Source organism: Cupriavidus taiwanensis LMG 19424, assembly GCF_000069785.1.
GTDB lineage: Bacteria > Pseudomonadota > Gammaproteobacteria > Burkholderiales > Burkholderiaceae > Cupriavidus > Cupriavidus taiwanensis.
Map to the genome: position 1 here is coordinate 3,025,828 of NC_010528.1, position 25,809 is coordinate 3,051,636.

31 protein-coding genes and 1 tRNA gene are annotated in these 25,809 nt (G+C 64.7%); 3 read left to right on the forward strand and 29 right to left on the reverse strand.

Annotated elements, in window-relative coordinates:
• The first annotated feature begins 49 nt into the window (after positions 1-49).
• Positions 50-1,633 (forward strand): class I adenylate-forming enzyme family protein, encoded by a 1,584-nt coding sequence (locus RALTA_RS13890; RefSeq protein ID WP_012354070.1) that lies wholly within the window; start codon positions 50-52, stop codon positions 1,631-1,633.
• Positions 1,634-1,748: 115 nt separating this feature from the next.
• On the opposite strand, the gene RALTA_RS13895 is transcribed toward RALTA_RS13890, so the two are convergent.
• From RALTA_RS13895 to petA, 6 genes are all read right to left on the reverse strand, one after another.
• A tRNA-Thr gene (locus tag RALTA_RS13895) sits at positions 1,749-1,824 on the reverse strand.
• A gap of 51 nt (positions 1,825-1,875) precedes the next feature.
• Positions 1,876-2,364, reverse strand: coding sequence for a ClpXP protease specificity-enhancing factor (locus tag RALTA_RS13900; RefSeq protein ID WP_012354071.1), 489 nt, complete (start codon positions 2,362-2,364; stop codon positions 1,876-1,878).
• A gap of 58 nt (positions 2,365-2,422) precedes the next feature.
• Positions 2,423-3,034: a glutathione S-transferase N-terminal domain-containing protein gene (locus RALTA_RS13905; RefSeq protein ID WP_010812311.1), complete on the reverse strand. Its 612-nt coding sequence runs from the start codon at positions 3,032-3,034 to the stop codon at positions 2,423-2,425.
• A 215-nt stretch (positions 3,035-3,249) separates the two neighbouring features.
• A complete protein-coding gene (locus RALTA_RS13910) occupies positions 3,250-3,993 on the reverse strand; it encodes a cytochrome c1 (RefSeq protein WP_012354072.1) in 744 nt (247 codons plus the stop codon).
• Positions 3,994-4,029: 36 nt separating this feature from the next.
• On the reverse strand, positions 4,030-5,433 hold the full coding sequence (locus RALTA_RS13915; RefSeq protein WP_012354073.1) for a cytochrome b: 1,404 nt from the start codon (positions 5,431-5,433) through the stop codon (positions 4,030-4,032).
• 2 nt (positions 5,434-5,435) lie between these two features.
• The gene (petA, locus tag RALTA_RS13920; RefSeq protein ID WP_012354074.1) at positions 5,436-6,053 is read right to left on the reverse strand and encodes a ubiquinol-cytochrome c reductase iron-sulfur subunit; all 618 of its coding nucleotides are present in this window, start codon (positions 6,051-6,053) and stop codon (positions 5,436-5,438) included.
• Between the two features lie 214 nt (positions 6,054-6,267).
• Between petA and mscL the strand changes: the two genes are divergently transcribed.
• Positions 6,268-6,693: a large conductance mechanosensitive channel protein MscL gene (mscL, locus tag RALTA_RS13925; RefSeq protein ID WP_025585813.1), complete on the forward strand. Its 426-nt coding sequence runs from the start codon at positions 6,268-6,270 to the stop codon at positions 6,691-6,693.
• A gap of 56 nt (positions 6,694-6,749) precedes the next feature.
• Here mscL and RALTA_RS13930 read toward each other — a convergent pair whose 3' ends face one another.
• Positions 6,750-7,496, reverse strand: a complete 747-nt coding sequence (locus RALTA_RS13930) for a Nif3-like dinuclear metal center hexameric protein (RefSeq protein WP_012354076.1) — start codon at positions 7,494-7,496, stop codon at positions 6,750-6,752.
• Positions 7,497-7,516: 20 nt separating this feature from the next.
• Here RALTA_RS13930 and RALTA_RS13935 point away from each other — a divergent pair, with 20 nt between their 5' ends.
• Complete coding sequence (locus RALTA_RS13935) at positions 7,517-8,710, forward strand: Do family serine endopeptidase (RefSeq protein ID WP_012354077.1); 1,194 nt, start codon at positions 7,517-7,519, stop codon at positions 8,708-8,710.
• 429 nt (positions 8,711-9,139) lie between these two features.
• Here RALTA_RS13935 and RALTA_RS13940 read toward each other — a convergent pair whose 3' ends face one another.
• The 22 genes from RALTA_RS13940 to RALTA_RS14045 form a co-directional block, all read right to left on the reverse strand.
• Positions 9,140-10,234, reverse strand: coding sequence for a porin (locus RALTA_RS13940; protein ID WP_041232216.1), 1,095 nt, complete (start codon positions 10,232-10,234; stop codon positions 9,140-9,142).
• Between the two features lie 233 nt (positions 10,235-10,467).
• Positions 10,468-11,274 (reverse strand): twin-arginine translocase subunit TatC, encoded by an 807-nt coding sequence (gene tatC, locus RALTA_RS13945; RefSeq protein ID WP_012354079.1) that lies wholly within the window; start codon positions 11,272-11,274, stop codon positions 10,468-10,470.
• A 122-nt stretch (positions 11,275-11,396) separates the two neighbouring features.
• Positions 11,397-11,918 carry a Sec-independent protein translocase protein TatB gene (gene tatB, locus RALTA_RS13950; RefSeq protein WP_012354080.1) on the reverse strand — a complete coding sequence of 174 codons (522 nt, stop codon included), beginning with the start codon at positions 11,916-11,918 and terminating at the stop codon, positions 11,397-11,399.
• 93 nt (positions 11,919-12,011) lie between these two features.
• Positions 12,012-12,242, reverse strand: coding sequence for a Sec-independent protein translocase subunit TatA (tatA, locus tag RALTA_RS13955; protein ID WP_012354081.1), 231 nt, complete (start codon positions 12,240-12,242; stop codon positions 12,012-12,014).
• 150 nt (positions 12,243-12,392) lie between these two features.
• Complete coding sequence (locus RALTA_RS13960; protein ID WP_012354082.1) at positions 12,393-12,749, reverse strand: histidine triad nucleotide-binding protein; 357 nt, start codon at positions 12,747-12,749, stop codon at positions 12,393-12,395.
• A 70-nt stretch (positions 12,750-12,819) separates the two neighbouring features.
• Positions 12,820-13,212, reverse strand: a complete 393-nt coding sequence (locus tag RALTA_RS13965; protein WP_012354083.1) for a DUF4870 family protein — start codon at positions 13,210-13,212, stop codon at positions 12,820-12,822.
• Positions 13,213-13,271: 59 nt separating this feature from the next.
• The gene (locus RALTA_RS13970) at positions 13,272-13,643 is read right to left on the reverse strand and encodes a phosphoribosyl-ATP diphosphatase (RefSeq protein ID WP_012354084.1); all 372 of its coding nucleotides are present in this window, start codon (positions 13,641-13,643) and stop codon (positions 13,272-13,274) included.
• Positions 13,640-14,044: a phosphoribosyl-AMP cyclohydrolase gene (gene hisI, locus RALTA_RS13975; RefSeq protein ID WP_012354085.1), complete on the reverse strand. Its 405-nt coding sequence runs from the start codon at positions 14,042-14,044 to the stop codon at positions 13,640-13,642. Before hisI ends, RALTA_RS13970 begins: the two co-directional genes overlap by 4 nt.
• A 2-nt stretch (positions 14,045-14,046) precedes the next feature.
• Positions 14,047-14,817, reverse strand: a complete 771-nt coding sequence (gene hisF / locus RALTA_RS13980; protein ID WP_012354086.1) for an imidazole glycerol phosphate synthase subunit HisF — start codon at positions 14,815-14,817, stop codon at positions 14,047-14,049.
• A 69-nt stretch (positions 14,818-14,886) separates the two neighbouring features.
• Entirely contained in the window at positions 14,887-15,633 is a 747-nt protein-coding gene (gene hisA / locus RALTA_RS13985; protein ID WP_012354087.1) for a 1-(5-phosphoribosyl)-5-[(5-phosphoribosylamino)methylideneamino]imidazole-4-carboxamide isomerase, read from the reverse strand.
• Between the two features lie 157 nt (positions 15,634-15,790).
• The gene (gene hisH, locus RALTA_RS13990) at positions 15,791-16,444 is read right to left on the reverse strand and encodes an imidazole glycerol phosphate synthase subunit HisH (protein WP_012354088.1); all 654 of its coding nucleotides are present in this window, start codon (positions 16,442-16,444) and stop codon (positions 15,791-15,793) included.
• On the reverse strand, positions 16,441-17,064 hold the full coding sequence (locus RALTA_RS13995) for a YchE family NAAT transporter (protein ID WP_012354089.1): 624 nt from the start codon (positions 17,062-17,064) through the stop codon (positions 16,441-16,443). The genes hisH and RALTA_RS13995 overlap by 4 nt, the downstream gene beginning before the upstream one ends.
• Before the next feature lie 92 nt (positions 17,065-17,156).
• Complete coding sequence (hisB, locus tag RALTA_RS14000; RefSeq protein WP_010812330.1) at positions 17,157-17,744, reverse strand: imidazoleglycerol-phosphate dehydratase HisB; 588 nt, start codon at positions 17,742-17,744, stop codon at positions 17,157-17,159.
• 4 nt (positions 17,745-17,748) lie between these two features.
• Positions 17,749-18,849 (reverse strand): histidinol-phosphate transaminase, encoded by a 1,101-nt coding sequence (gene hisC, locus RALTA_RS14005; RefSeq protein WP_012354090.1) that lies wholly within the window; start codon positions 18,847-18,849, stop codon positions 17,749-17,751.
• A 28-nt stretch (positions 18,850-18,877) separates the two neighbouring features.
• A complete protein-coding gene (hisD, locus tag RALTA_RS14010; RefSeq protein ID WP_012354091.1) occupies positions 18,878-20,215 on the reverse strand; it encodes a histidinol dehydrogenase in 1,338 nt (445 codons plus the stop codon).
• A 31-nt stretch (positions 20,216-20,246) separates the two neighbouring features.
• Complete coding sequence (gene hisG, locus RALTA_RS14015) at positions 20,247-20,921, reverse strand: ATP phosphoribosyltransferase (RefSeq protein ID WP_012354092.1); 675 nt, start codon at positions 20,919-20,921, stop codon at positions 20,247-20,249.
• A 20-nt stretch (positions 20,922-20,941) separates the two neighbouring features.
• Positions 20,942-22,192: a UDP-N-acetylglucosamine 1-carboxyvinyltransferase gene (gene murA / locus RALTA_RS14020; RefSeq protein ID WP_012354093.1), complete on the reverse strand. Its 1,251-nt coding sequence runs from the start codon at positions 22,190-22,192 to the stop codon at positions 20,942-20,944.
• Between the two features lie 74 nt (positions 22,193-22,266).
• A complete protein-coding gene (locus RALTA_RS14025; protein WP_012354094.1) occupies positions 22,267-22,515 on the reverse strand; it encodes a BolA family protein in 249 nt (82 codons plus the stop codon).
• 51 nt (positions 22,516-22,566) lie between these two features.
• Positions 22,567-23,388 carry an ABC transporter permease gene (locus RALTA_RS14030; RefSeq protein ID WP_012354095.1) on the reverse strand — a complete coding sequence of 274 codons (822 nt, stop codon included), beginning with the start codon at positions 23,386-23,388 and terminating at the stop codon, positions 22,567-22,569.
• The gene (locus tag RALTA_RS14035) at positions 23,385-24,335 is read right to left on the reverse strand and encodes an ABC transporter ATP-binding protein (protein ID WP_012354096.1); all 951 of its coding nucleotides are present in this window, start codon (positions 24,333-24,335) and stop codon (positions 23,385-23,387) included. Before RALTA_RS14035 ends, RALTA_RS14030 begins: the two co-directional genes overlap by 4 nt.
• A 260-nt stretch (positions 24,336-24,595) precedes the next feature.
• The gene (locus RALTA_RS14040; RefSeq protein ID WP_012354097.1) at positions 24,596-24,904 is read right to left on the reverse strand and encodes an STAS domain-containing protein; all 309 of its coding nucleotides are present in this window, start codon (positions 24,902-24,904) and stop codon (positions 24,596-24,598) included.
• 145 nt (positions 24,905-25,049) lie between these two features.
• On the reverse strand, positions 25,050-25,679 hold the full coding sequence (locus RALTA_RS14045) for an MlaC/ttg2D family ABC transporter substrate-binding protein (RefSeq protein WP_012354098.1): 630 nt from the start codon (positions 25,677-25,679) through the stop codon (positions 25,050-25,052).
• Positions 25,680-25,809: the final 130 nt, after the last annotated feature.

The following is a 25,809-nucleotide window of genomic DNA, read 5'->3' on the forward strand; positions in this document are numbered from 1 at the left end:
GCGAAGACGCGTGCCGCGCGTGCAACGACAAGACCAGGAGGAGACGAAGATGGAAAATCTGCCCGCATCGACGGAAAGCCGGCGTATCGGCCGCATTGCCCTCGGCGACGTGCTGTACCGGTCAGCCATCAGGTTCGGCGCGCGCGTGGCCGTGGTGGACGGCGACCGCCGCCTGTCCTACCGCGAGCTGGATGATCTCAGTTCGCAATTTGCCGACTATCTGCTGGAAGCCCACCCGGAGCCGGTCCAGGTAGCGACGCTGTGCGCGAACTCTGCGGACATGGTGGTAGCGATCAACGGTATCCACAAGGCCGGCCATGTCTGGGTGCCGGTCAACATCCTGCTCGACCCGGCCCAGATCGGCTACATCCTGCGTCACGCGGAGGTGTCCTGCATCGTTGCCGACGAGGCACTGAGCACGCAGCCCCAGATCGCGGAACTGCTCCATGGGCTGGACCTTCCCGTCATCCTCGTGCGCGCCGGCGCTGGAAGCACCGGCGGCAGGACGCTCGCAAACGTCACCCGCGGTCGCCCCGCTGCCCTGCCGGCGGTCGACATCGACAGCGGGCAGCCCGCGCTGATCATGTACACCAGCGGTACCACGGGCAATCCGAAGGGCGCGGTGCATTCGCACGCGTCGGTGTACAGCGCGGTGCTCGCCAATGTCTCGGCGCTCGCGTATACCGAGAAAGACGTGGTGAGCGGGATGCTGCCGCTGTTCCATTGCGGCCAGCATGTGGCGATGGCAACTGCCCTCGCTGCAGGCGCGAGCGTGGTGCTTGCACGCGGCTTCAGCGCCCAGGCGACGATCGACGCCATCGCGCGGGAACGCATCACGCTGCTGATTGGACTGCCGATGATGTACGCGGCGATACTGGACGATCCGCGGGCACCCTCGGCCGATTTCTCGTCGCTGCGCCTGTGCATGTACGCCATGGCCGCCATGCCGCGCGTCCTGGTCGACAGGATCGCCGCGGCAATGTGTTCCGACATCGTGCTCGTTACCGGCCAGACCGAGATGTACCCGGTCACCATGAGCTTCCGTCCGGTGGAACATCCACATCGCGACGCCAACTACTGGGGTACTTCAACCGTGGTGTGCGAGACCGCGCTGATGGACGACGACGGCAGGCTCCTCGGGCCGGGAGAGGTTGGCGAGATCGTCCATCGCGGACCCAACGTGATGCTTGGCTACTTCAAGGATCCCGCCGCCACCGAATCTGTCCAGAAATATGGATGGCACCATACCGGCGACCTCGGGACCTTCGATGAAGACGGACAGCTGTTATTTCTCGATCGCAAGAAGGATATGATCAAGACCGGCGGCGAGAATGTGGCCAGCATCAGGGTCGAATCCGCCATCCTCAGTCACCCGGCAATCGCCTCCGCCGCGGTGGTCGGCCTGCCGCATCCCCACTGGAGCGAGGCGATCTGCGCGTTCGTCGTGCTTAAGCCGGACTCCGAATGCAGCGAGCAGGAGCTCATCGCCCATTGCCGCCCCCATCTCGGCAAGTTCGAGACACCAAAGGCAGTGAAGTTCATCGAGGCACTTCCGCTAACTGCCACGGGAAAGGTGCAAAAACACATTCTGCGCAAGCAATACGAGAACTGTTTCGCCTCGGAGAATCCGTAGCGGGAAAGCTGGCCGGATATCGATGGATCGATGGAAGGGGATCCACAGCGGTGGATATCGACCGCAAAAGGCACAAGGGGTTACACGGAAATTCCCTGTAACCCCTTGAGTTATCTGGTGCCGGCTGCAGGACTCGAACCCGCCACCTGATGATTACAAATCAACTGCTCTACCTGATGAGCTAAGCCGGCATATTGGTACAGACCGCGATTCTACTGCATTGCGGTCGGCTTTGGGATGGCTTACTTCACCACTTTCAGTGCGGGCTTCTTGCCGCCGATGCGCGGCACCGGGGGCGGCGTGTCGTCGTCGCCCGGGCCGGTGTCGCTGGTGGTTGCCGGGGTTTCGGCTTCCACCGGGGCGAGCTTGGGCGGCGGGTTGTTTTCGCGCTCGGTGGCGGCCTGGGTTTCCGGCAGGCTGCGTTCGACCGGGAACGCCATGCCTTGCCCGTTCTCGCGGGCGTAGATGGCCAGCACGTTTTCCACCGGCACGTCGATCTTGCGCGAGACACCGCCGAAGCGTGCGCTGAAGGTGATCCACTCGTTGCCCATGTCCAGGCCGCTGGTGGCGTCGAAGCTGACGTTCAGCACGATCTCGTTGTTCTTGACGAACTCGCGCGGCACGTTGGTGTTGGCGTCGACGAAGACCGCGATGTACGGCGTGAAGCCGTTGTCCGTGCACCATTCATAGATGGCGCGGATCAGGTAGGGCTTGGTGGAGGTTTCAGGCATTGTGCTTCCAATGGCGCCGCGAGTGGCCCGAGGGCGGTTGCCGTCGGGCCGGTGCCGGTTAGCGGCGCATCACCTTTTCGGACGGGGTCAGCGCTTCGATGTACGCGGGACGGCTGAAAATGCGTTCAGCATACTTCAGCAGCGGCGCGGCGTTTTTCGACAGCTCGATGCCGTAGTGGTCCAGGCGCCACAGCAGCGGCGCGATGGCGACGTCGAGCATCGAGAACTCTTCGCCGAGCATGTACTTGTTCTTGACGAAGATCGGCGCCAGCTGCGTCAGGCGGTCGCGGATCGCGGCGCGGGCGCGTTCGTGGTTCTTTTCCGCGGCCTTGCCCTTTTCGTTCTCCAGCGTGTAGACGTGGGTGAACAGTTCCTTTTCGAAGTTGAACAGGAACAGGCGGGCGCGGGCGCGCTGCACCGGGTCGGCCGGCATCAGTTGCGGGTGCGGGAAGCGCTCGTCGATGTATTCGTTGATGATGTTCGACTCATACAGGATGAGGTCGCGCTCGACCAGGATAGGCACCTGGCCGTACGGGTTCATCACCGAAATATCTTCGGGCTTGTTGAACAGGTCGACGTCGCGGATTTCAAAATCCATGCCCTTTTCGAACAGGACAAGGCGGCAACGTTGGGAAAACGGGCAAGTCGTACCCGAATACAACACCATCATGGTTGGATTCCTTGGGCTTAGCCGGAGCTGGGTCGGACAGTAAGGTCTGCCATTCTGCCAAAGTCGGCTACCGAAAAGCAAATAAGTGGCAAATACAACACTTTTTGGGAAGGCCGTGTCGAAGCGCTACCCGTAAAAGACAAGGGGCGGCGCTGTTCAACAGCGGCCGCCCCTTGCCCGGTTGGATAAGGGCCCGAACCAGGCCCCGATACAACTTACTTCACGTCTTTCCAGTATGCCGCGTTCAGGCGCCAGGCGAACACGGTGAACACGCCCAGGAACAGCAGCACCCAGACGCCCAGGCGCTTGCGGTGGTTCTGCGCGGGCTCGGCCATCCAGTCCAGGAAGCTGACGAGGTCCGCCGTCATCTGGTCGTACTCGACCTTGCTCAGCTTGCCCGGGCTCAGTTGCTCGAAGCCGGCGAACTTGTGCACCTTCTCGCCGTGCTCTTCCACTTCGGTGAACTTGGCGGCGCGCTGGCCTTGCAGTTCCCACAGCACGTGCGGCATGCCGACGCTCGGGAACACCAGGTTGTTCCAGCCGGTGGCGCGGCTGTCGTCGCGGTAGAACGTGCGCAGGTAGGTGTAGAGCCAGTCGTCGCCACGGGCGCGCGCGATCACCGACAGGTCCGGCGGCTGCGCGCCGAAGAAGGCCTTGGCTTCCTTCGGCTGCATGGCGATGTTCATGGTCTCGCCCACCTTGTCCGCGGTGAACAGCAGGTTCTCGCGGATCTGGTCGTCGGTCAGGCCGATGTCCTTGAGCCGGTTGTAGCGCATCATCGACGCGCCGTGGCAGTTCAGGCAGTAGTTGACGAACACCTTGGCGCCGCGCTGCAGCGACGACAGGTCGGCGGTGTTCACCGGCGCCGGCTCGAGGGGGAAGCCCCCCTCGGATGCCATGGCGGGCGCGCCGGCAATGCAGGCGCCGGCCAGCGCGAGGATCGAAAGCAGCTTTTTCATCTTGTGTCCTTGTGCTCTTGTCGGGGTTCGCTTCGCTCAGTGCGGGTGGAACGTGACACGCTCCGGGACCGGCTTGAACTCGCCGACACGGCTCCACAGCGGCATGGTCAGGAAGAAGGCGAAGTACAGCAGCGTACCCAGCTGCGACACCTTCTCACCAACCGGCGACGGCGGTTGCACGCCGAGATAGCCGAGCACCAGGAACACCACCACGAAGACGATCAGGATGGTCTTGTGGAAAGCGGGACGATAGCGGATGGACTTGACCGGCGAGCAGTCGAGCCACGGCAGGAAGAACAGGATCACCACCGAGCCGCCCATCACCAGCACGCCCCAGAACTTGGCGTCGATGAAATAGAAGCCCACGGCCAGGATCACCGCGATGGCGATGGCACCGATCTTCACGCGCGCATCCTTGCTGCGCAGGAACACCATGCCGAGCAGCAGCGCGAAGAACACCCACAGGATCGGCAGGAAGTTCGACGTGGTGGCGCGCAGCATCGAGTAGAACGGCGTGAAGTACCAGACCGGCGCAATGTGCGGCGGGGTCTTCAGCGGATCGGCCGGGAAGAAGTTGTTGGCTTCCAGGAAATAGCCGCCCACTTCGGGGAAGAAGAAGATCACGGCCGAGAACAGGATCAGGAAGCCGCCCACGCCGAGCAGGTCATGCACCGAGTAGTACGGGTGGAACGGGATGCCGTCCAGCGGGATACCGTTTTCGTCCTTCTTGGCCTTGATCTCGACGCCGTCCGGGTTGTTCGAGCCCACTTCGTGCAGCGCAATGATGTGCGCGATCACCAGGCCCAGCAGCACCAGCGGCACGGCGATGACGTGGAACGAGAAGAAACGGTTCAGGGTCGCGTCGCTGACCACGTAATCGCCGCGGATAAACAGCGACAGGTCCTGGCCGATCACCGGAATGGCCGAGAACAGGTTCACGATCACCTGGGCGCCCCAGTACGACATCTGGCCCCACGGCAGCAGGTAGCCCATAAAGGCTTCGGCCATCAGGCACAGGAAGATCAGGCAGCCGAAGATCCAGACCAGCTCGCGCGGCTTGCGGTACGAACCGTACAGCAGGCCCCGGAACATATGCAGGTAGACCACGACAAAGAAGGCCGAGGCGCCGGTCGAGTGCATGTAGCGCACCAGCCAGCCCCACGGCACTTCGCGCATGATGTATTCCACGCTGGCAAAGGCCACGGGAATGCCGGCGGCGTTCAGCGTGCCGTCCGGCTTGTAGTTCATCACCAGGAAGATGCCGGTGACGATCTGGATCACCAGCACCAGCAGCGCCAGCGAACCGAAGAAGTACCAGAAGTTGAAGTTCTTCGGCGCGTAGTAGCGCGACAGGTGGTCTTCCCACAGCTGGGTCGCGGGAAAGCGGGCGTCGATCCAGCCCAGCAGGCCGGTCGTCTTGACTTGTTTTTCGGCCGCCATGATCAGGCTTCTCCTTTCTCGTCCTTGCCGATCACGATCTTGCTGTCGGACAGGAACTGGTAGGGGGGAACATCGAGATTCTGCGGAGCCGGCTTGTTCTTGAAGACGCGCCCGGCCAGATCGAAGGTCGACCCGTGGCAGGGGCAGAGGAAACCGGGATCAGTGCCGAGCTGAGGATTGGCACCGGGGGCGAAGGGGCCCGATGGGGAACAGCCGAGATGGGAACAGATCCCCACTACGACCAGCACGTCCTTGTGCTCCGGACGCGAACGGGTTTCGTTCTTGCAGTACTCGGGCGTCTGCATGGTGAACGGAATGTCGGAATTGGGATCGGCCACTTCGCCGTCCGTCTTCTTCAGCGACGCCAGTTGCTCCTCCGTGCGCCGCATGATCCAGACCGGTTTGCCGCGCCACTCGACGGTCATCATCTCGCCCGGCTTCAGGGCGCCGATATCCGCCTCGACTGGGGCACCCGCGGCCTTGGCCTTCTCCGATGGTGCAAAGGTACTGACGAAAGGAACCGCTACCGCTACGCCTCCGACGCCGCCAGCGACGGATGTCGCGATCAACCAATTGCGGCGACCTTTATCCACGCTCTTCACGTCTTGCTGGTCACTCATTCCAAACCCCAGGGGAAGTCAATTTAGATTTTGCGTCAACCATAAAGTGTACCTTAGACACCTGCGCACTAGATAGGCAGAAAATGCCACGGCCTCGCGCGATTATCGGACATGCATCCCGGAAATCCGCCTGCACGCTTGATTTCCGGTGGGTGATGCGGCAGGCTTCGAGCTTGAAACCGTTCACCCATCGCCACAAGAAGGAGAACCCCCCATGGGCATGATCTCGGAATTCAGAACCTTCGCCGTACGCGGCAACGTCATCGACCTCGCTGTCGGTGTGATCATCGGCGCGGCCTTCGGCAAGATCGTGGATTCGGTGGTCAACGACCTGATCATGCCGTTGGTGAGCCGTGTTGTGGGCAAGCTGGATTTCTCCAGCCTGTTCATTGTTCTGGCGGATCCCCCTCCGGGGACACCGCAGACGCTCGATGCCATGAAGAAGGCGGGCGTACCGGTGTTTGCCTATGGCAACTTCCTGACCATCGTCGTCAACTTCATCATCCTGGCCTTCATCATCTTTCTGATGGTGCGCGCCTTCAACCGGATGCGCGCCGAAGAACCCGCACCGCCGCCCGCCGCGCCGCCCGAGGAAGTAACGCTGCTGCGTGAAATCCGGGACAGCCTGAAAGCACGCTGATTCCGAACCCCGAACGATAAAACGGCCCCGCTGGGGCCGTTTTGTTTTTTATCAGATCAGACCGGATTCGGAATATCAATAAAGGTATGGCGCAGGCCGAAGCGTTCGGCCACATGCTCGCCGAGCGAGCGGATGCCATAGCGCTCGGTGGCATGGTGACCCGCGGCGAGATACGCCACGCCGCTCTCGCGCGCCAGGTGCGTGGTCTGCTCCGAGACTTCGCCGCTCAGATAGGCATCGACGCCGGCGGCCACTGCGGCATCGAAATACCCTTGCGCCCCGCCCGTGCACCAGCCGACGGTGCGAATCATCTGGCCGGGCTCGCCGATCGCGAGCGGCTCGCGCCCGAGCACACCGCCGACATGCGCCGCCAGCGCGGACAGCGGCATCGGCGCGGGCAGCGTACCGGTCCAGCCCAGCTGGTCATCGCTGAAGCGGCCGGTGGGAGTAAAACCGAGCTGAAGGCCAAGTTGCGCGTTATTGCCGAATTCCGGGTGGTTATCCAGCGGCAGATGGAAAGCGAACAGATTGATATCCGCGCCGAGCAGGCGCTTCAGTCGCGCATGCTTCTGCCCCACCACGCGCGCATCTTCGCTTTTCCAGAAATAGCCGTGATGCACGAGGATGGCGTCGGCGCCTGCCTCGATCGCGGCATCGACCAGCGCGAGGCTTGCCGTCACCCCGGTCACCACGTGTGTGATCTCCGAGCGGCCTTGCACTTGCAGCCCGTTGGGACAATAGTCCTTGTATCGGGAAACGTCCAACAGGTCGTTCAAGTACAATTCAAGCTCTTTTGTTTTCATTTTCTGCTCAAAACTCCAATATGTTGCGGCGCTTTTGGCTGTTCTTTGCCCAGGCTGTCACTGTCGTGCTGGCGGTCTGGTTCGTCGTGGCAACGCTCAAGCCTGAATGGCTGCAGAGGGGGCGCGTCGCGGTGCAGTCCGGCTCGCCCATCGTGGCGCTCAAGGAGGTCGTGCCCAACGTATCTGGTCCTGCGGCCGAAGGGTCATACAGCGAAGCCGCCCAGCAGGCGATGCCGGCGGTGGTCAATATCTTTACCAGCAAGAACGGCAACAAGCGCTCGCCCAATCCGCAGGCCGAGGATCCGTGGTTCCGCTTCTTCTTCGGCGATCGCCTGCCCGAAAGGCAGGAGCCGGTCTCCAGCCTGGGGTCTGGCGTCATTGTCAGCGCCGAGGGTTACATTCTAACCAACCACCACGTGGTCGACGGCGCCGACGAGATCGAGATCGCGCTGACCGACGGCCGCAAGGGCAATGCCAAGGTGGTCGGCTCCGACCCGGAAACCGACCTCGCCGTTTTGAAAGTGACGCTCAAGGACTTGCCCGCGATCACGCTGGGCCGGCTCGAGAACGTCAAGGTCGGCGACGTGGTGCTGGCCATCGGCAACCCGTTCGGCGTCGGCCAGACCGTGACCATGGGCATCGTGTCGGCGCTGGGCCGCAGCCACCTGGGCATCAACACCTTCGAGAACTTCATCCAGACCGACGCCGCCATCAACCCCGGCAACTCGGGTGGCGCGCTGGTGGATGCGCAGGGCAACCTGCTGGGCATCAACACGGCGATCTATTCGCGCTCGGGCGGCTCTCTGGGTATCGGCTTCGCCATCCCGGTATCGACGGCGAAGCAGGTGATGGAGTCGATCATCTCGACCGGCAGCGTGACACGCGGCTGGATCGGCGTCGAGCCCCAGGACATGACGCCGGAGATCGCGGAATCGTTCGGGCTCGATGCCAAGGAAGGCGCACTGATCGCGGCCGTGGTGCAGGGCGGCCCGGCCGACAAGGCGGGCGTGCGGCCCGGCGATGTGCTGACCAAAGTCGATGGCTTGTCGATCACCGACACCACGGCGCTGCTCAATGCCATTGCGCAGCTCAAGCCTGGCGTGGACATCAAGATGACGGTGATCCGACGCGGCAAGCCGACGGACCTGACGGTCACCATCGGCAAGCGGCCCCCGCCGCCGCGACGCTCGCTGCCGTTCGAGGAAGAAGAGTAAGCCGGTCCTTGACCGTACCGGAGTCAGCAAACCCGCCAGCGATGGCGGGTTTTTTTATGGCTGCATTTCCCGGGGCGTGGCGGTGGTAGCAGACGGGTCGGCTCGTTTCCAACTTGCGGCATAGCCACAGGGAGTCATGCCGCCCGACGCCGGTTGTTCAGGGGATTCAGCCGATCCAATAGGTCCGCCGGCGTGCGATGCTTGCCGGCCACGTTACGCATGGCTCGAAGGTGCCAAAGAGCTGCCAAAGCCGATGGGGTCAGGCCCGATGGAGCCACTCACGCGGTCCGGCGGCAGCGTGGGCGCGGCGCAAGGTCACGCCGTGCCGGCGGATAGCCGCCGTCGAATTGCACAAAAGAAAACGCCGGCATCCTTACGGATGCCGGCGTTTTTCAAGCCAACCTTCAGCGGGCGGAAGCCCGCGTCAGATTAGAACTTGTGGCGCAGGCCAACCACAGCACCGAACTGGTCCTTGCCGGACTGGACGGTGTTGAAGCCGTTCACACCCAGCAGCGAACCGTTGTCGTTCAGAGCGTACGACAGCGAGGTGTACACGTCGGTACGCTTCGACAGCGCGTAGTCGGCGGTCACGACGAATTGCCACGGATCGGCGTCGCTCTTGCGGAAGTCTTGGTAGTAAGCAGCGCCCGACAGCGAGAACGCCGGGGTCAGCTGGTAACCCAGACCCAGCCAGTACAGGTTGGAGGTACCGTTGATGCCCAGCGGGTTGGCGGTAGTCGCAACTTGGCCCGGCAGGCTCGCGCCGTCAGCAGCCTTGGCCCAACGGTAGCCAGCGTACACCTTGGCCGGGCCGAAGGCGTAGTTGGCACCCACGGTGGCGCGGCGGATACGCTGACCGCTTGCATCGACAGGAGCGGTAGCGGGACCGGTGGTCGTGCCGTGGATTTCGTCATAGGCAGCACCAACCGAGAACGGGCCAGCTGCGTAGTTCAGCAGGGCGCCGTACTCTTGGCCGCGACGGAATGCGCCGGGGGTTTCCTGGCCGTTGCTGTTGAAGCTGTAGAAGGCCGAAGCGGTCAGGCCACCGAACTTGCCGATGTACTTGACGGTGTTGTCGGCGCGCGAAGCGAAGGCGGCGTCCTGAGACAGGATACCGTAACGCGACGAGATGGCCATCGGGTCATAGATCAGACCGAAGTCATAGAAAGCGGTCTGTTGACGGCCCAGCAGCAGCGAACCGTAGTTGCTTTGCAGACCGACGTAGGCTTGACGACCGAACAGACGACCGCCTTGTGCCGAACGGCCGTCATCCAGGTCGAAACCGCTTTCCAGGACGAACACGCCCTTCAGACCGCCACCCAGGTCTTCCACGCCACGCAGGCCCCAGCGCGAACCGGACTGGTTACCCGACGACATGCGGAACAGATCGTCGCCGGCAGCGTTGGCCTTGCTGACGTATTCGAGGCCGACGTCAGCCACGCCGTACAGGGTCACGCTCGACTGGGCATACGCGCCACCAGCGGCCAGAGCGGCGACGGCAGCAGCAAACAGTTTCATCTTCATATCGACACTTTCCTTGTCAACTGATTGGGAAATCTTGGTTGCCCAAGTGCTTGGGCGACGCATTTACATTCACGTCTGCTGCGTATTATGTGCCAGGCCCCCCAGCCCTCAGAAGGCTTTTTCGGCGTAAACCATGCTTACTGGCGGTTTTTGTTGTCGGAGAGCAACAGGAATGCGGCCGGAATTCCCCATTTTGGTGCAAACAGGCACCGCGACTTGCCAAAACGCCGGCCTCAGCGCGATTCGTCGGGCTGCGTTTCTGCGGAAGTGGCCTCTTCGGCTATCGGGCGGCCGATGAAGCGGGCCAGAATCAGGCCAAGTTCATAGAGCGCCACGAGCGGGACGGCCAGCAACAATTGCGACAGCACGTCGGGCGGCGTAACGATGGCGGCGATGATGAAGGCCCCGACGATCACATAGGGACGGATCTGCTTGAGCTTTTCCAATTCCACCACGCCAAACCGCACCAGCACGATCACGACCACCGGCACTTCGAACGTAATGCCGAAGGCGAGGAATGTCGTCATGGCGAAGCTGAGGTATTTGTCGATGTCGGTGGACATCTCGGCCCCCAGCGGCGCGTTGTAGTGGGCCATGAAATGAAACACCGTGGGGAACACCAGGAAATACGCAAACGCCACGCCGCACAGGAACAGGAAATAGCTGCTCGACACCAGCGGCAGGATCAGGCGCTTCTCATGCTGGTACAGGCCGGGCGCGACAAACTGCCAGACCTGGTACAGCACCCACGGCAGCGCGATCAGGAACGCCACCAGCAAGGTGACTTTCATCGGCACGAAGAAGGAGCCGGTCACGTCGGTGACGATCATCTTGCCGCCCTTGGGCAGCGATTCCATCAGCGGCGCGGAAAAGAGGTTGAAGATGACCGGCGCCCAGTAGACCAGCGAGACGAACACCAGGATGATGCCGGCCACCGCCTTGACCAGCCGCTGGCGCAACTCGATCAGGTGGGAGATGAAGGTTTCCTGCTGCGACTCGTCTTGCGGGTCTTGGGGATCGGAGGACCGGGTGTCGCTCATGGCGTGAACCGCTCAGCCGCGAGGGCTGGCAAGTGGATCGATGAAACCGCAACGCGGCGGCGTGGGGAGGCGCACAACGACAGCGGCCACGGCGGCCGGCAGGAGTTCGCCGCGCGCCATGCTTACTCGAAGAAGGAGCGGGTGGGCCGGCTCGCCGGCCGGTGACGCTTGACGCGCGCCGCGCCGGACTGCACCCAGACGCGGACATTGTGCTGGCGCTTGAACCACAGCGGCCGGGCGCCCTGCTTGACGCGCCAGCTCTTGCGCCCGTTGTGCGCCTTGTGCGCCGCGTCCCAGCTGGGCACGAAGCCGCCGCCGGCGTCGATGCTGCTACCGGCGCCGTTGGTTGCGCTGGCCTCCGCTCCGCCGAGCGCTTCGTTGAGCGCCTGGGTCTGCTCGCTGACTTCCTTGTGGATGGTGCGCTCGACATCGCGCGCGGCATCCTCGAATTCCGTGCGCATTTTGCGCAGCTCTTCCAGTTCGACCTCGCGGCTGACTTCGGCCTTGACGTCATTGATGTACCGCTGCGCGCGGCCCACCAGCGCACCCACCGTGCGGGCGACCTTGGGCAACCGTTCGGGACCGATCACGATCAGTGCCACGGCGCCAATCAGCGCCAGCTTGGAAATGCCGAGATCAATCATGCGGACACATCATGCGGACAACATGCGGAATAGCGCGGGCGCGCAACGACACGCCGCAGCGGGGATTGCGTGGAAGGGAGGCATGCCGCCGGCTTATTGCTGGCGGGACTTTTCCTTGGCGTCGACGTCAATGGTGGTGGAATCGCGCAGTTCCTTGGACGCGGCCGGCTGGGCACCCTTGTCTTCGCCGTCCTTCATGCCGTCCTTGAAGCCCTTGACCGCGCCACCGAGGTCCTGGCCGATATTGCGCAGCTTCTTGGTGCCGAACACCAGCATGACGATCACCAGCACGATCAGCCAGTGCCAAATGCTAAACGAACCCATTTCTTGCTCCTGATGCAGCCGCGGGCGCATTCCTTGATGCCCGGACCCGTTGTTCCGTCCCGTGATGGCCGCGCCGGGCGACGGTTGCCGGCGCAGCTTCTGTCCGGGCGCTGCCGCCGCGGACACGACTTCCCTGCCAAGGCTGCCCGGTCAGGGCAGCGGTCCCTTCCAGGCGTGGCGCGGTCCACCCAGCACATGGAGGTGCAGGTGGTAGACCTCCTGTCCACCATCCGGGCCGGTATTGATCACCGTCCGGAAGCCGTTGGAACAGCCGGCCGCGCGCGCCAGTTCAGGCACCTTCAGCATCATTCTAGCAAGCACCTGTCCTTCGCCGGCGCCGCAATCGGCCAGCGAGTCGACATGCGATTTGGGAATGACCAGCAAGTGTACCGGGGCCTTGGGATGGATATCGTGGAAAGCCAGCATGTCGTCGTCTTCATAGACTTTGTTCGACGGCAGCTGGCCGGCCACGATCTTGCAGAAGATGCAATTATCCTGAGCGTTCATGAAAATTTCGTTGCGACGGCCGCGGCGCCGCGGGTCGCCTCCTGCACTGGCGGCCCGGCATCCTTCGACATCAGAACTGCTGGTCCGGGTACATCGGCTTGCTGTCGTTCAGATACAGCCAGCCCTTGACGATACGATACAGCATCCACAGCGACAGCACGCCCCAGACGGCAAAGGCCAGCGGCATCAGCACAACTGTCGCGAACAGCACCCCGCCCAGCACGCCCCACACCACCGACCACCAGAACGAGCGGATCTGCCACGCGAAGTGCGAGGCATACAGCGAACCGCGGGCATCGTCGCGCTTGACGTAGTCGATCACGATCGCGATCAGCGCGGTGATGCCGCCGGTGAGCCAGAAGATGGCGTACAGCGCGTAAAGAATGTGCAGCAGCTTGCGCAGGCTGCCCAGCTGTTCGCCACTGGGGGTGGTGACCTGCCCGGTGTAGTCGTTCGCCATCATCGCCCTCGGTTGGAAGCCTGCCTCGCGGCAGGCGGGAGACCGGCCGGCACGCGCGCCGGCTAGTCCTTGCGCCGGGCCTTCTCTTCCAGGCCAGACAGCCCTTCGCGCCGCGCCAGCTCGTTGACCACGTCAGCCGGCGTCAGGCCAAAGTTTGCCAGCAGCACCATGCTGTGGAACCACAGGTCGGCGACTTCATAGACCACCTTGCCGGCCGCGGCGCCGCTTTCCCCGGCGGCGCGCGCGTCCTTGGCGGCCATCACGGTCTCGGTGGCTTCCTCGCCGATCTTCTTCAGGATCGCGTCGTCGCCCTTGCTGAACAGGCGCGCGACGTAGGACTTGTCGGGGTCGCCGCCGTTGGCGGGCTTGCGCGATTCCAGCACCTCGGCCAGGCGCGCCAGGACATCGTTGCTGCTGAGTGCGTTGTCGCTCATGGCTTGGTGTAGATCTGGGCAGGGTCCTTCAGCACCGGTTCGACCGTCTGCCAGTCGCCGGTATCCGCATCGCCGTCGAATTTCTGGAAGAAGCAGGAATGGCGCCCGGTGTGGCAGGCGATGCTGTCGACCTGAGTGACCTTCAGCAGCACCACGTCTTCATCGCAGTCCAGGCGGATCTCGTGCACCTTCTGCACATGGCCCGACTCTTCGCCCTTGTGCCACAGGCGCTTGCGCGAACGCGACCAGAACACGGCCTCGCCCAGCTCCACGGTGCGCAGCAGCGCGTCACGGTTCATGAACGCGAACATCAGCACGTCGTTCGAGCCGGCTTCCTGCACGATCACCGGCACCAGGCCGTTATCGTCCCACTTGACCTTGTTGAGCCACTTCTTTGCCATGATCAGATCCGCACGGGAATGCCCTCACGGGCCATGAATGCCTTGGCTTCGCCCACGGTGTGCTGGCCGTAGTGGAAGATGCTGGCGGCCAGCACCGCATCGGCGCGGCCCCGGGTGATGCCGTCGGCCAGGTCCTGCAGGCCGCCGACGCCGCCCGAGGCGATCACCGGCACCGGCACCGCATCGCTGACCGCGCGGGTCAGTTCGAGGTCGAAGCCGCTCTTGGTGCCATCGCGGTCCATGCTGGTGAGCAGGATTTCGCCGGCGCCGCGCGTAGCCATTTCACGGGCCCATTGCACGGCGTCCAGCCCCGTTGCCTTGCGCCCGCCGTGGGTGAAGACCTCCCAGCGCGGCGCTTCCCCCGGAGCGGAGCTGCGCTTGGCGTCGATCGCCACCACGATGCACTGCGAGCCATAGCGCGCCGTCGCATCCGACACCAGCTGCGGGTTGGCAATCGCCGACGAGTTGACGCTGATCTTGTCCGCCCCGGCGTTGAGCAGCCGGCGCACGTCTTCGACGGTGCGCACGCCGCCGCCCACCGTCAGCGGGATGAATACCTGCGAAGCGACATCCTCGATGATATGCAGCATCAGGTCGCGCCCGTCGCTGGTCGCGGTGATGTCGAGGAATGTGATTTCATCGGCGCCCTGCTCGTCATAGCGGCGCGCGATTTCCACGGGATCGCCCGCGTCGCGCAGCTCGACAAAGTTGACGCCCTTGACCACCCGCCCGTTGGTCACGTCCAGGCAGGGGATGATACGTTTGGCTAGCATGAGATTCCTTGTCCGCCACCGCTGCCGTGCCGGCAGCGGCCGGGCGGCCGCGCCCGCGGCGCCGTTGCCTTATTGCCCGTCGCGCAGCTTGTCGGCGCGCGCCTGCGCGTCGGCAAAGTTGAGGTCGCCGGAGTAGATCGCGCGGCCGCAGATGACCCCTTCCACGCCCTCGCCCTCCACCGCGCACAGATTGTCGATATCGGCCAGGTTGGACAACCCGCCGCTGGCGATCACGGGGATCGACATCGACTGCGCCAGCTTGACGGTGGCATCGATGTTGATCCCCTGCAGCATGCCGTCGCGCCCGATGTCGGTGTAGATGATCGCCTCGACGCCGTAGTCTTCGTACTTGCGCGCCAGGTCCGCCACCTCGTGGCCGGTCAGCTTGCTCCAGCCGTCGGTCGCGACCTTGCCGTCCTTCGCATCGAGCCCGACGATGATATGGCCGCCGAAGGCCGAGCAGGCGTCCTTCAGGAACCCGGGGTTCTTCACCGCCGCGGTGCCGATGATCACGTACGAGAGCCCGTCGTCCAGCCAGCGCTCGATGGTGTTCAGGTCGCGGATGCCGCCGCCCAGCTGCACCGGGATCTCGTCGCCGACCTCGGCGATGATGGACTTGATGGCGGCCTCGTTGCGGGGCTTGCCCACGAACGCGCCGTTCAGGTCCACCAGGTGCAGGCGGCGGGCGCCCTGCTCCACCCAGTGGCGTGCCATGGCGGCGGGATCTTCGGAAAAGACGGTGGCCTGGTCCATGTCGCCTTGTTTGAGGCGTACACACTGACCGTCCTTCAGGTCGATGGCCGGAATGAGCAACATATGCGTGACGAGCGTGGTTGAGTGAGTGAGATTGAGCGAGACCGGCGCGGGCCGGTCAGGTCGGGTCGATAGTCGATCGGAAACGGGTCAGGTGCCGGGTCGGTTAGCGGTCGAGCATCGGATAAACAAGCGAATCGCGAATCGGCAAGGCTGCGCTTCAGGGATTCCAGTGAACGAAGTTCCGGTACAGCTGCAGGCCCAGGGCCGCGCTTTTCTCGGGGTGGAACTGCGTCGCGAAAATATTATCGCGGGCTACCGCGCTGGTAAACACGACTCCGTATTCCGTTTCGCCGGCAATATGGGCCGGATCCTGCGCCTGCACATAGTAGCTGTGGACGAAATAGAACCAGCTGTCGTCCGGGATGCCGCTCCACAGCGGGTGCGGCCTGGCCTGGCGCACCCGGTTCCAGCCCATCTGCGGCACCTTGTAGCGCGAGCCATCCGGCTGCGTCATGCCGTCCAGCGCAAAGCGCACCACCTGTCCGGGCATCAGTCCCAGCGCCGGGGTGCGGTCCGTGCCGGCGCGGCTTTCGGTGCTGAACTCGAACAGCATCTGCTCGCCCACGCACACGCCCAGCATCGGCTTGCTCGCGGCGGCCTCGACCACCGCTTCCTGCAGCCCTGACGCGCCCAGCGCCGACATGCAGTCCGGCATCGCGCCCTGGCCCGGCAGCACCACGCGGTCCGCCGAGCGGATGCCTTCGGGCGCATCCACCACCCGGACATCGGCCTCCGGTGCCGCGGCACGCAACGCCTGCGCCACCGAGCGCAGGTTGCCCATGCCGTAATCCACAATTGCTATGGTAGTCATGATTTCAAAACAGGCAACAATGTCTTCAGCCCGTCCACGATGAATTCCACGGCCAGTGCCGACAGGATCAGGCCCATCAGGCGCGTGCCGATATTGATGCCGGTGCGCCCGATTACCCGGGCGATCGGGTCCGCCGCGCGGAATACCAGGTACACCACCGAGCCCAGCAACGCGCCAAGTCCGACCAGGATCAGCAACTGGTACCAGTGCTGGGTCTTGCCGGCATAGACGATCACCGTGCTGATCGAGCCCGGCCCGGTCAGCAGCGGCAGCGCCAGCGGCACCACCGCAATGCTCGACTTTACTTCTGCCTCGTCCTCTTCTTCCGGCGTGGCCTTGGTGCGGCTGGTTTGCGCATTCAGCATGTTCATGGCCATCATGATCATGATGAGCCCGCCGCCCACCTGCAGCGATGCCACCGAGATATTGAAGAACTCGATGATCTGCTGGCCCAGCAGCGCCGACACCGCTACCACGATCGCCACCGAGATCGACGCGATCTTGATGGTACGCAGCTTTTCCGCTTCCGTCTGCTGGCTGGTCAGGCTGATGAAGAACGGGATCGCCCCGATCGGGTTGATCAGCGCCAGCAGCGAGATAAACGACTTGAGCGTATCCATCGGTTGCGGTTTGCCAGCATCGCTGGCCGTATTGGCTAGAGAGATGTGGGCGGGCGCCGCAACCAGCCGGCACGCCTACGGGTTCAGGCTGCTCAGAGCGTACCCTTGGTCGAAGGGATCGTGTTGGCCGCGCGCGGGTCCAGTTCTACCGCCATGCGCAGGGCCCGGCCAAAGGCCTTGAACACGGTTTCGCACTGATGGTGGGCATTGATGCCGCGCAGGTTGTCGATATGCAGCGTGACGCCGGCATGGTTGACGAAGCCGCGGAAGAACTCGATGGTCAGGTCGACGTCGAAGCTGCCCACGCGCGCACGCGTGAAGGGGACATGGAATTCCAGGCCCGGACGGCCGGAGAAATCGATCACCACGCGCGACAGGCATTCGTCCAGCGGCACGTAGCTGTGGCCGTAGCGGGTGATGCCCTTCTTGTCGCCAATGGCCCGGGCCACTGCCTGGCCGAGCGTGATGCCAACGTCTTCCACCGTATGGTGGTCGTCGATATGCGTGTCGCCGGTGGCTTCGACCTCCAGGTCGAACATGCCATGCCGGGCGATCTGGTCGAGCATGTGGTCGAGGAACGGCACGCCCGACGCCAGCTTCTGGCGGCCGCTGCCGTCGAGATTCAGGGAAACGCGAATCTGCGTTTCCGAAGTATTGCGGGTGACCTCTGCAACACGCATGGTGTTAATCCTGCAGCGACGCTGCGAATGCCTCAAGGAACTGCGCGTTTTCTTCGGGCGTGCTGACCGTGACGCGCAGACAATTGGCCAGCAACGGGTGCATTTTACTCACGTTCTTGATCAATACCTTGCGAGCCAGCAGGCGCTCGAAGGTCTGTGCGGCATCCGGCACGCGCACCAGCAGGAAATTGGCCGCGCTGGGGAACACGGTGACCCCGGGCTGCGCGGCCATGCCGTCTGCCACGCGGGTGCGTTCGGCACGCAATTGCGCGGCCTGTTCGTCCAGCACCGACACATGCTCCAGCGCGAACAGCGCGGCCGCCTCGGTCAGCACGTTGACGTTATAGGGCGGGCGCACCTTGTCGAGCTGCGACAGCCATTCCGGCGCGCCGGCCAGGTAGCCCAGGCGGATGCCGGCCAGGCCCAGCTTCGATACGGTGCGCATCACCAGCAGGTTGCCGAAGTCCGTCAACCGCGGCATCCAGCTGTGCTGGGCGAACGGCTGGTAGGCCTCGTCGACCACCACCAGGCTGTTGCAGACCTCGCCCTGGGCGGCGCGGATGATGGCCTCCATGTCGGCGGCGTCGAACAGGTTGCCGGTGGGGTTGTTCGGATAGGCCAGGTAGATGATGGCGGGCTGCTGCGCGGCCATCGCCGCCAGCATCGCGGCGCGGTCCAGCGTGAAATCGTCGCGCAGCGGCACGCCGACGAACTGCAGGCCGGCAAACTGCGCGGACATCGCGTACATGACGAAGCCCGGCACCGGTGCCATCACCTTTGCACCTGGCCTGGCCGCGGCCAGCGCCAGCATGCTGATGAGCTCGTCCGAGCCGTTGCCGAGCAGCACGTCCATGCCGGCCGGCACCTGCATCACGCGCTTGAGCGCGGCGCGCAACGCTTCGCTGCTCGGCACCGGGTAGCGGTTCAGCGCCACCTCGCCCAGCCGCTCGGCCAGTTGCCGGCGCAGCGCGGGCGGCAGGCGGTACGGATTTTCCATCGCGTCGAGCTTGACCAGACCGTGCGAATCCGGCACGTGGTAGGCGCCCATGGCGCGCACGTCGTCACGGATGATGCGTTCGATCAGGGAGGGCTCTACGGCTGACATGGAAGCTCCAGTTGGGTTGAGTCAGGGTTCAGCTACGCTTGAAACGATATTCCGCGCTGCGGGCGTGGGCCTGCAGGCCTTCTCCATAGGCCAGCTCTGCGGCGATCTGGCCCAGCATCTGCGCCCCGCCCTCGCTTACCTCGATCAGGCTCGAGCGCTTCTGGAAGTCATAGACGCCCAGCGGCGACGAGAAGCGCGCGGTGCGCGAGGTCGGCAGCACGTGGTTGGGGCCGGCGCAGTAGTCGCCCAGCGACTCGCTGGTATAGCGGCCCAGGAAGATGGCGCCGGCGTGGCGGATCTTCTCGCTCCACTGGCGCGGGTTCTCGGCCGAGATCTCGAGGTGCTCCGGCGCGATCGCATTGGCGATCTCGCAGGCCTCTTCCATGTCCCGCACCTTGATCAGCGCGCCGCGGCCGGAGATCGACGCGGCAATCACGTCGCGGCGCGGCATGGTGCCAAGCTGGCGCTGGATGCTGGCTTCGACGCGGGCGATATAGTCCGCGTCCGGGCACAGCAGGATCGACTGCGCCAGTTCGTCGTGCTCGGCCTGCGAGAACAGGTCCATCGCCACCCAGTCGGGGTCGGTGGTGCCGTCGCAGATCACCAGGATCTCGGAAGGGCCGGCGATCATGTCGATGCCGACGGTGCCGAACACGCGGCGCTTGGCCGCGGCGACGTAGGCATTGCCCGGGCCGACGATCTTGTCGACCTGCGGCAGCGTCGCCGTGCCGTAGGCGAGCGCACCCACGGCCTGCGCGCCGCCAATGGTGAATACGCGATCCACGCCGGCGATCTGCGCCGCCGCCAGCACCAGTTCATTGCGCACGCCGCCGGGCGTGGGCACGACCATGATGATTTCCTTCACGCCCGACACGCGCGCGGGGATCGCGTTCATCAGCACCGACGACGGGTAAGCGGCCTTGCCGCCCGGCACGTAGATGCCGACGCGGTCCAGCGGGGTCACCTTCTGGCCCAGCATGGTGCCGTCGGCCTCGGTGTATTCCCAGCTGTGGCTGCCGCATTCGATCTTCTGCTTCTCGTGGTAGGCGCGCACGCGCGCGGCGGCGGCCTCCAGCGCGGCGCGGCGCTTGGGCTCGAGGTCTTCGAGCGCGGCCTCCAGCTGCTGCTGCGATACCTCCAGCGCGCCCATCGACGCCGCCTCGACGCGGTCGAAGCGGCGCGTGTATTCCAGCACCGCGGCATCGCCGCGCGCTTTCACGTCGGCCAGGATCTGCGCCGCGGCGCGGTCGATGGCCTCATCTTCGCCGGCCTCGAAGGCCAGCACCTGGCGCAGTGCCTCGGCAAAGCCCGGCTCGCTGGAATCGAGCCGGCGGATCGGCAGGCTTTCCATTTCGGTTGGGTTCATGACTTCTGTTCCTGTCAGGCGGCGACCGGCCTCAGGCCAGCGCCGCTGAAGCGCGTTCGAAGGCGTCGAGGATCGGTGCCAGCCGCTCGCGCTTGAGTTTGAGCGCGGCCTGGTTCACCACCAGCCGCGACGAGATCTGCACGATCTCTTCCACTTCCACAAGATTGTTGGCGCGCAGCGTGCTGCCGGTGCTGACCAGGTCGACGATGGCGTCGGACAGGCCCACCAGCGGGCCCAGTTCCATCGAACCGTACAGCTTGATCAGGTCGACGTGAACGCCCTTCTTCGCAAAATGCTCGCGCGCGGTCTGCACGTACTTGGTTGCCACGGCCAGGCGCGCGCCCTGGCGCACGGCATTGGCATAGTCAAACCCGGCCGGCACCGCCACCGACATGCGGCAGCGCGCGATGTTCAGGTCGATCGGCGCGTACAGTCCGGCCATGCCGTTTTCCATCAGCACGTCCTTGCCGGCCACGCCAAAGTCGGCCGCGCCGTACTGCACGTAGGTCGGCACGTCCGAGGCGCGCACGATCACCACGCGCACCGCCGGGTCGGAGGTCGGCAGGATCAGCTTGCGCGAGGTCTCGGGGTCCTCGGTGACGCGGATGCCGGCCGCTTCCAGCAGCGGCAGCGTCTCGGTGAAGATGCGGCCCTTGGACAGCGCCAGCGTCAGCTGGTTGGGCGATGCATTGAAAGCGGGGCTCATCGGGCTTCAGTCCTTGGTGCTCAGGCAATGCGGCGGATCTTCGCGCCCACTGCCGACAGCTTGTCTTCCATGCGGTCGTAGCCGCGATCCAGGTGGTAGATGCGGTCGATCACGGTCTCGCCGTCGGCCACCAGGCCGGCGATCACCAGGCTGGCCGAGGCGCGCAGGTCGGTCGCCATCACGTTGGCGCCCGACAGGCGCGGCACGCCGTTGACCACCGCGGTGTTGCCTTCGACGGTAATGTCGGCGCCCAGGCGGTTCAGCTCCTGCACGTGCATGAAGCGGTTTTCGAAGATGGTCTCGGTGACGCGCGCGGTGCCTTCGGCCACGGCGTTCAGGGCCATGAACTGGGCCTGCATGTCGGTCGGGAAGGCGGGGTATTCCGAGGTGCGGAAGCTCACGGCCTTCGCGCGGTGCGGCATCGCCAGGCGGATCCAGTCGTCGCCGGTCTCGAGCCTTGCGCCGGCTTCGCGCAGCTTGTCGAGCACGGTGTCGAGGATGTCGGGCTGCACGCCGCGCAGCACCAGGTCGCCCAGCGTGGCGGCCGCCGCGCACAGGAAGGTGCCGGCCTCGATGCGGTCGGCGATAACGCTGTGGCTGGCCCCATGCAGGCGCTCGACGCCGTGCACCACCAAGCGGTCAGTGCCGATGCCGTCGATCTTCGCGCCCATCTTGACCAGCAGGTGCGCCAGGTCGGTCACCTCGGGCTCGCGCGCGGCGTTTTCCAGCACGGTCTCGCCTTCGGCCAGCGTGGCGGCCATCAGCAGGTTCTCGGTGCCGGTCACGGTGATCATGTCGGTCACCACGCGCGCGCCCTTCAGGCGTTTGGCGCGGGCATGGATGAAGCCGTGTTCGATGGTGATCTCGGCGCCCATCGCCTGCAGGCCCTTGATGTGCTGGTCGACCGGCCGTGCGCCGATGCCGCAGCCGCCCGGCAGCGACACGCGGGCCTCGCCGAAGCGCGCCACCAGCGGACCCAGCACCAGGATCGAGGCGCGCATGGTCTTGACCAGCTCGTACGGGGCCTCGAGCACATTGACGTCGGCGCCGTTCAGCGTCACGCGGGCGCCGTCGAATTCCGCCTGCATGCCCATCAGGCGCAGCAGCTTGAGCGTGGTGCGCACGTCCTGCAGGTTCGGCACATTGTCCAGCGCGACGGTGTCGGCCGTCAGCAGGCCCGCGCACAGGATCGGCAGGGCGGCGTTCTTGGCGCCCGAGACGCGGATTTCACCCTTGAGCGGGCCGTTGCCGTGAATCTGGAATTTGTCCATGTTCTATGGTCTGGGCCGGGCACGCGCCCGGCATCATTGTTCTGGAGCCGCGCGCAGGCGCGGCGCGTTGTGCTTTACTTGCCTGCGCCCGCCTGCCACTCCGCGGGGGTCAGGGTCTTCATCGACAGCGCATGGATCTCGGCGCGCATGCGGTCGCCCAGCGCCGCGTAGACACGCTGGTGGCGCTGGATCAGCCGCTTGCCTTCGAATTCGTTGCTGACGATGGTGGCAAAGAAATGCTGGCCATCGCCCTCGACTTGCAGATGTTCGCAGGGCAGTCCTTGGGCAATGTAATCCCTGACTTGTTCCGGTGTAGGCAGCATGGGGGTTGTCTTCCGCGTGATTCAGCTTGATTCAACAGGGCCGGCCGCGGCTCAGTGGCGCAGCTTGTATCCGGACTTCAACAGGCGCAGCGCCAGCGCGGCCAGCACCACGAATGCCGATCCGACCACCGCCAGGCTGAACAGCGGCGACACGTCCGAGACGCCGAAGAAGCCATAGCGGAAGCCGTCGATCATGTAGAAGAACGGATTGGCATGGGACACCGCCTGCCAGAAGGCCGGCAGCGAATGGATCGAATAGAACACGCCGGACAGGAAGGTCGCCGGCATGATCAGGAAGTTCTGGAACGCGGCCAGCTGGTCGAACTTCTCGGCCCAGATGCCTGCGATCAGGCCGAGCGTGCCCAGGATGCCCGCGCCCAGCAGCGCGAATACCAGGATCCAGCCGACGTTGGCGAAATGCAGGTTGGCAAACCACGCCGTCACCAGCAGCACGCCCAGGCCGACGGTCAGCCCGCGGATCACCGAGGCCACCACGTAGGCGCCGAACATCTCCCAGTGCGACAGCGGCGGCAGCAGCACGAACACCAGGTTGCCGGTGATCTTGGACTGGATCAGCGACGAAGAGCTGTTGGCGAACGCGTTCTGCAGCACGCTCATCATCACCAGCCCGGGCACCAGGAAGGCGGTGTAGCTGATCTGGTCATAGACCTTGACCCGGTCTTCCAGCACATGGCCGAAGATCAGCAGGTACAGCACCGCGGTCAGCACCGGCGCGGCCACGGTCTGGAAGCTCACCTTCCAGAAGCGCAGCACTTCCTTGTACAGCAGGGTGCGGAACCCCACCAGGCCGCCGACGGCCATCGGACCGAGGCGGGCGTCGTCCAGGACTTCGATGTCGCCAGGCTGCTTCATGCCGCGGCCTCCATCGCCGGGTCGGGCAGCACGCCGGGCATATGCCCCTCGCGGCGCATGATCTGCACGAATACGTCCTCGAGGTCGGCCTTGTTGATTTCCATGTCTTCGATGTCACAGCCCGCTTCGCGGCAGGCGGCCAGGATCGGTTCCACCGCCTGGTAGCCCGACAGCCGCAGCCGCACGGCGCGCTCGCCGGGGTTGGCCGGCATGCGCAGCGGCTCCAGCGCAGACGGCAGGCCGCCGCGCGCGAAGGTCAGCACCAGCTGCAGGCCGGCAAACTGCGTCAGCAGGTTGCTGGTGCGGTCCAGCGCCACCACTTCGCCGAACTTGAGCATGGCGATGCGGTCGCACAGGGCCTCCGCCTCTTCGAGGTAATGCGTGGTCAGGATGATGGTGTGCCCTTCGCGGTTCAGGCGCGAGATGAACTTCCACAGCGTTTGCCGCAACTCCACGTCGACGCCGGCAGTGGGCTCGTCGAGCACGATCACCGGCGGGCGGTGCACCAGCGCCTGCGCCACCAGCACGCGCCGCTTCATGCCGCCGGACAGCTGGCGCATATTGGCATCGGCCTTCCCGGTCAGGTCCAGGTTGGCCATGATCTCGTCGATCCAGTCGTCATTGCGGGTCAGGCCGAAATAGCCGGACTGCAGCCGCAGCGTCTCGCGCACCGTGAAGAACGGATCGAACACCAGCTCCTGCGGCACCACGCCCAGCATACGCCGCGCCATCCGGTAATCGGCGACGACATCGTGCCCCAGCACACTGACGCGGCCGGAATCGGCCCGGTTCAAACCGGCGAGGATCGAGATCAGCGTGGTCTTGCCGGCGCCGTTGGGCCCGAGCAGCCCGAAAAATTCGCCGCGTTCGACGGTGAAGCTGACGCCCTTGAGCGCCTGCAGGTTGCGGTAGCGCTTGCGAACGTCGTGGATTTCAATGGCTTTCATGGCCGATTGTTTGTGGCGGGTCCGGCTCTTTCAGGGCTGGCCGCCAGGAAATGGGGAGCAAAGCGTGCCCGGATATTCCTGGTCCGGCATGGATTGGGCCGGCAACAGGCGGGGGGATGGGCGAATAACCCGGAATTATAGGGGATGCGGGGTTGGTCCCGCTTGATCCCCGCCGGATCCGCCCCGGGGGCTCGGCGGCCGCACCAGCGGTCGCCGCGGCATCGCGTGCGGCCGCCTGGCTGGCGACCGGCGATGCCGGATCAATGTCGGTGGTGGTGTCCCGGTGAGGCAGCGGCAGGCGCCGCCGCGCCGGCCAGGCCAAGCAGGCCGTCGACGCCGTACAGGCTGGCCAGTTGCGCCAGTTGCGCCGGCACCCCGCGCAGCACCAGCGCCTGGCCGCGCGCCACCGCGGCCCGGTGCCACGCCAGCAGCACGGCGACGGCAGCCGAGTCCACCTGCGCCAGGCCCGTGCAGTCGACCTCGAGGTCGCCCTGGGCCACGCGCGCCAGCCCGTCGCGCAGCACCGCGGCGGCATTCTGGTTGGTCAGCGAGTTACCCGGCGAAAGCATGGCGTCAGTGGCCTGGATGCGGAAAGAAGAAAAGGGATCTGAAACAAAAGCTCCCGCGCGGGGCGGGAGCCTGTGCCGCGAACGGCCATTGTAGTGCAACTTCGGCGCGCCGTGCTGCATAGCAGCGACGCGACGCCAGCGCAGCTTAGCTCTTGGCGTTGGCGAGCTGGCGGTTGCGGTCCTGCAGCGTCTTGATCACGCCCTCGACGCCCTGCTGGCCGACGATGGTGTTGAAGCTGCCCTTGTAGGCCTCGGTCAGCCATGCGCCCAGCACGTTGATGTCATAGACCTTCCAGCCCTGCGCGGTCTTTTCCAGGCGGTAGTCCATCTGGATCGGCTCGCCCTTGTTGATGACCTGGGTGCGGATGGTGGCATCGGTATCGTCGGCGGTGCCGCGGTACGGACGGTATTGCACGGTCTGGTCGCGGATCTGCGCGATGGCACCGGCGTAGGTGCGGATCAGCAGGGTCTTGAATTCCTCGGTGATCTGCTTCTGCTGCTCGGGCGTGGCCTTGGACCAGTTGCGGCCCATGGCGATCTGCGTGGTCTTCTGGAAGTTGGCGTTAGGGATGATCTTCTGTTCGACCAGCGCGGTGATCTTGCCGATATTGCCGGCCTGCATGTCCTTGTCGGCCTTCACGGTCGACATCACGTCATTGACCACGGCCTTGACCAGCCCGTCCGGGGTGGCGGCGTCCTGAGCCGATACCTGGGCCTGCGCGGTCCCCGCGAAGGCAACCGCCGTCAGGAGGGGGAGCAACAGTCGCTTGAGCATGTGAGATTTCCTTCTTTATCAAAGAGGTCGTGACCCGCATGCCGGGGCTTCGATGCACGCCGGCCGGCCATGGGCCCTTTCGGATTGGAACATAGCGGCGTCGCGCGCATTGCCATCAAAAGCGCATCGG